Raw genomic sequence first — 2,752 nt, forward strand, 5'->3', positions numbered from 1 at the left:
AGCGCGGCAAGATCCAGGAAGAGTCGATGCTGTACGAGCACCAGAAGCACGACGGCACCCTGCCTATCATCGGCGTCAATACCTTCCGCAACCCGAAGGCCGACGGAGCGCCCCAGATCATCGAGCTGGCGCGCTCCAGCGACGAGGAAAAGCAGTCGCAACTCACGCGCCTGGCCGACTTCCAGCAGCGCCACGCCGACCAGGCGCCGGCGATGCTGGCCACCCTGAAGCAGGCCGTCATCGCCGACGAGAACGTCTTCGCGAGGCTGATGGACGCCGTGCGCGTCTGCTCGCTGGGCCAGATCAGCCATGCCCTGTTCGAAGTCGGCGGCCAGTACCGCCGCAGCATGTAAACACATCAACCAAACGAGGGACAACAATGAAACAACGTGAGATCGTCATCGTGGGCGCCGCCCGCACCGCCATCGGCAGCTTCGGGGGCGCACTGAAGGACGTGCCGCTGTCGCAGCTGGCCACCACCGCCGTCAAGGCGGCGCTGGAGCGCTCCGGCGTGAAGCCGGAAGACGTCGGCCACGTCGTGATGGGGAATGTGGTGCCGACCGAGCCGCGCGACGCCTACCTGAGCCGGGTCGCGGCGATCGACGCGGGCATTCCCCAGGAAACCCCGGCCTTCAACGTCAACCGCCTGTGCGGCTCCGGCCTGCAGGCGGTCGTCTCGGCGGCCCAGGCCATCCTGCTGGGAGATACCGACATCGCGATCGGCGGCGGCGCCGAATCGATGAGCCGCGGCGCCTACCTGCTGCCGGCGGCGCGCTGGGGCGCGCGCATGGGCGACGCCCAGGTGGTCGACTACATGAGCGGCATCCTGCACGACCCGTGGGAAAAGGTCCACATGGGCATCACCGCCGAGAACGTGGCGCAGCGTTACGGCATCACCCGCGCCATGCAGGACGAACTGGCGCTCGAAAGCCAGCGCCGTGCCGCGCATGCGATCGCACAGGGCTATTTCCGCGAGCAGATCGCAGCAGTGGAAATCGCGTCGCGCAAGGGAACCGTCCTGTTCGACACCGACGAGCATGTGCGCGCCGAGGTGACAGCCGGGCAACTGGCCGGGATGAAGGCCGTGTTCAAGAAGGATGGGATGGTCACCGTGGGCAACGCTTCCGGCCTGAACGACGGTGCGGCGGCGCTGGTGCTGGCCGAGGCGGGCCGCGCCGCTCAACTGGGTCTCAAGCCGCTGGCGCGCCTGGTGGCTTATGCCCACGCCGGCGTCGAGCCGCTCTACATGGGCATCGGCCCGGTGCCGGCCACCCGCCTCGCGCTCCAGAAGGCCGGCCTGACGGTCGCCGACCTCGACGTCATCGAATCGAACGAAGCCTTTGCGGCCCAGGCCTGCGCGGTGTCGAAGGAACTGGGCTTCGATCCGGCCAGGGTGAATCCGAACGGCTCGGGCATCTCGCTGGGCCACCCGGTGGGCGCCACCGGCGCCATCATCGCGACCAAGGCCATCCATGAGCTGCACCGCATCGGCGGGCGCTACGCGCTGGCCACGATGTGCATCGGCGGCGGCCAGGGCATCGCAGCGATCTTCGAACGCTTGTAATATGGACTACCCGGGCCGCAGTGCGCGGCCCGGCCACAATCCGGTGAAAGGATGGCGCCACATGTCGATTGACTCACCATTCAAGGCAGTGACGGAGCTTGGCATAGAAAAGCGGTGCCGCTCATGCGGCGACTTCTGGCCCGCGGACTGTGAATTCTTCGCCCCCATGTCCTCCAGCCGCGATGGGCTGACGCCACGCTGCATCGCGTGTATCAAGGCCGGCAGCTGGCAGTGCACGCCGATCCCGGCAAGCCAATACCAGGACAGGCACAGACGCACCGGCTGATCGATTGACACAACAAAAAGGGCCGTCGTGAGACGGCCTTCCAACGACGCCATTCACAGGTTCGGGTAATTCGGCCCGCCCCCGTCTTCCGGCGTCACCCACACGATGTTCCGGCCCGGATCCTTGATGTCGCAGGTCTTGCAGTGCAGGCAGTTCTGGGCATTGATCTGCAGGCGATCCTGGCCGTCGTCGTTCTTCACGAATTCGTAGACCCCGCCCGGACAGTAGCGCTGTTCCGGTCCCGCGAACTGCGACAGGTTGACGTCGATCGGCAAAGCACGGGAAGATCTCCACGCCCAGGCTTTTCCGCCTGCTGGCCCAGCCAGCGCACGACATTATCCAGCGAGATCACGTAGTTGCCATGGTTCCCGAAGCACTTCGGCAGCATGAAGTTCGGGCTCCTGTACGCCCTGGTCGCGCTCAGGAACAGCACCCGGTCTTCCGTGACGGGCGTGTTCAGCGGCGCGCCCCCTCCTTCCAGTCCGGCAGCAGCTCGGTCAGCGCGCGCGGGTCCATCACCGCGCCGGACACGATGTGCGCCCCCCAGTTCGGCGCCCTTTTCCAGCACCAGCACGGAGATCTCCCACCCCTTTTCCAACGCCAGCTGCTTGATGCGGATCGCCGCCGCCAGGCCGGCCGGACCGCCACCGACGATGACCACGTCGTACTCCCTTGCTTCGCGCGGTCCGTGCTCCCGATGAGCATGGAGATGTGCTGTCATGATGCTAGTCGATCGCCTCGACTCTGACCCTATTTAGTCGCTCTGACCCTATTTAGTCGACGGCTTTGACCATGGACTCGATGACCTTCTTGGCGTCGCCGAAGACCATCATCGTGTTGGGCTGGTAGAACAGGTCGTTGTCCAGGCCGGCGTAACCGGAAGCCATCGAGCGCTTGTTGAC

At 65.8% G+C, this 2,752-nt stretch carries 5 protein-coding genes; 2 read left to right on the forward strand and 3 right to left on the reverse strand.

Annotation, left to right across the window (positions count from 1 at the left end; genetic code table 11):
• Together H162_RS32395 and H162_RS0129565 are read left to right on the forward strand one after the other, a co-directional pair.
• Positions 1-353: methylmalonyl-CoA mutase family protein (locus H162_RS32395; RefSeq protein WP_040788608.1), on the forward strand; the 353-nt coding region annotated here is incomplete at its 5' end.
• Between the two features lie 26 nt (positions 354-379).
• Positions 380-1,564 carry an acetyl-CoA C-acyltransferase family protein gene (locus H162_RS0129565; RefSeq protein WP_020657075.1) on the forward strand — a complete coding sequence of 395 codons (1,185 nt, stop codon included), beginning with the start codon at positions 380-382 and terminating at the stop codon, positions 1,562-1,564.
• 339 nt (positions 1,565-1,903) lie between these two features.
• Here H162_RS0129565 and H162_RS35475 read toward each other — a convergent pair whose 3' ends face one another.
• From H162_RS35475 to H162_RS33780, 3 genes are all read right to left on the reverse strand, one after another.
• Positions 1,904-2,125, reverse strand: coding sequence for a 4Fe-4S dicluster domain-containing protein (locus H162_RS35475; protein ID WP_020657077.1), 222 nt, complete (start codon positions 2,123-2,125; stop codon positions 1,904-1,906).
• On the reverse strand, positions 2,047-2,571 hold the full coding sequence (locus tag H162_RS35480) for an NAD(P)-binding protein (protein WP_371847019.1): 525 nt from the start codon (positions 2,569-2,571) through the stop codon (positions 2,047-2,049). Before H162_RS35480 ends, H162_RS35475 begins: the two co-directional genes overlap by 79 nt.
• 52 nt (positions 2,572-2,623) lie before the next feature.
• Positions 2,624-2,752: NAD(P)(+) transhydrogenase (Re/Si-specific) subunit beta (locus tag H162_RS33780; RefSeq protein ID WP_020657078.1), on the reverse strand; the 129-nt coding region annotated here is incomplete at its 5' end.

Source organism: Massilia niastensis DSM 21313 (assembly GCF_000382345.1).
GTDB classification, from domain to species: domain Bacteria; phylum Pseudomonadota; class Gammaproteobacteria; order Burkholderiales; family Burkholderiaceae_D; genus Telluria; species Telluria niastensis.

What these genes read in the sequence shown, in the direction of transcription:
- H162_RS0129565 (WP_020657075.1), top strand. Translation starts at nt 380, where the DNA reads ATGAAACAACGTGAGATCGTCATCGTGGGCGCCGCCCGCACCGCCATC.
- H162_RS35480 (WP_371847019.1), bottom strand. Translation starts at nt 2,571, where the DNA reads ATGACAGCACATCTCCATGCTCATCGGGAGCACGGACCGCGCGAAGCA.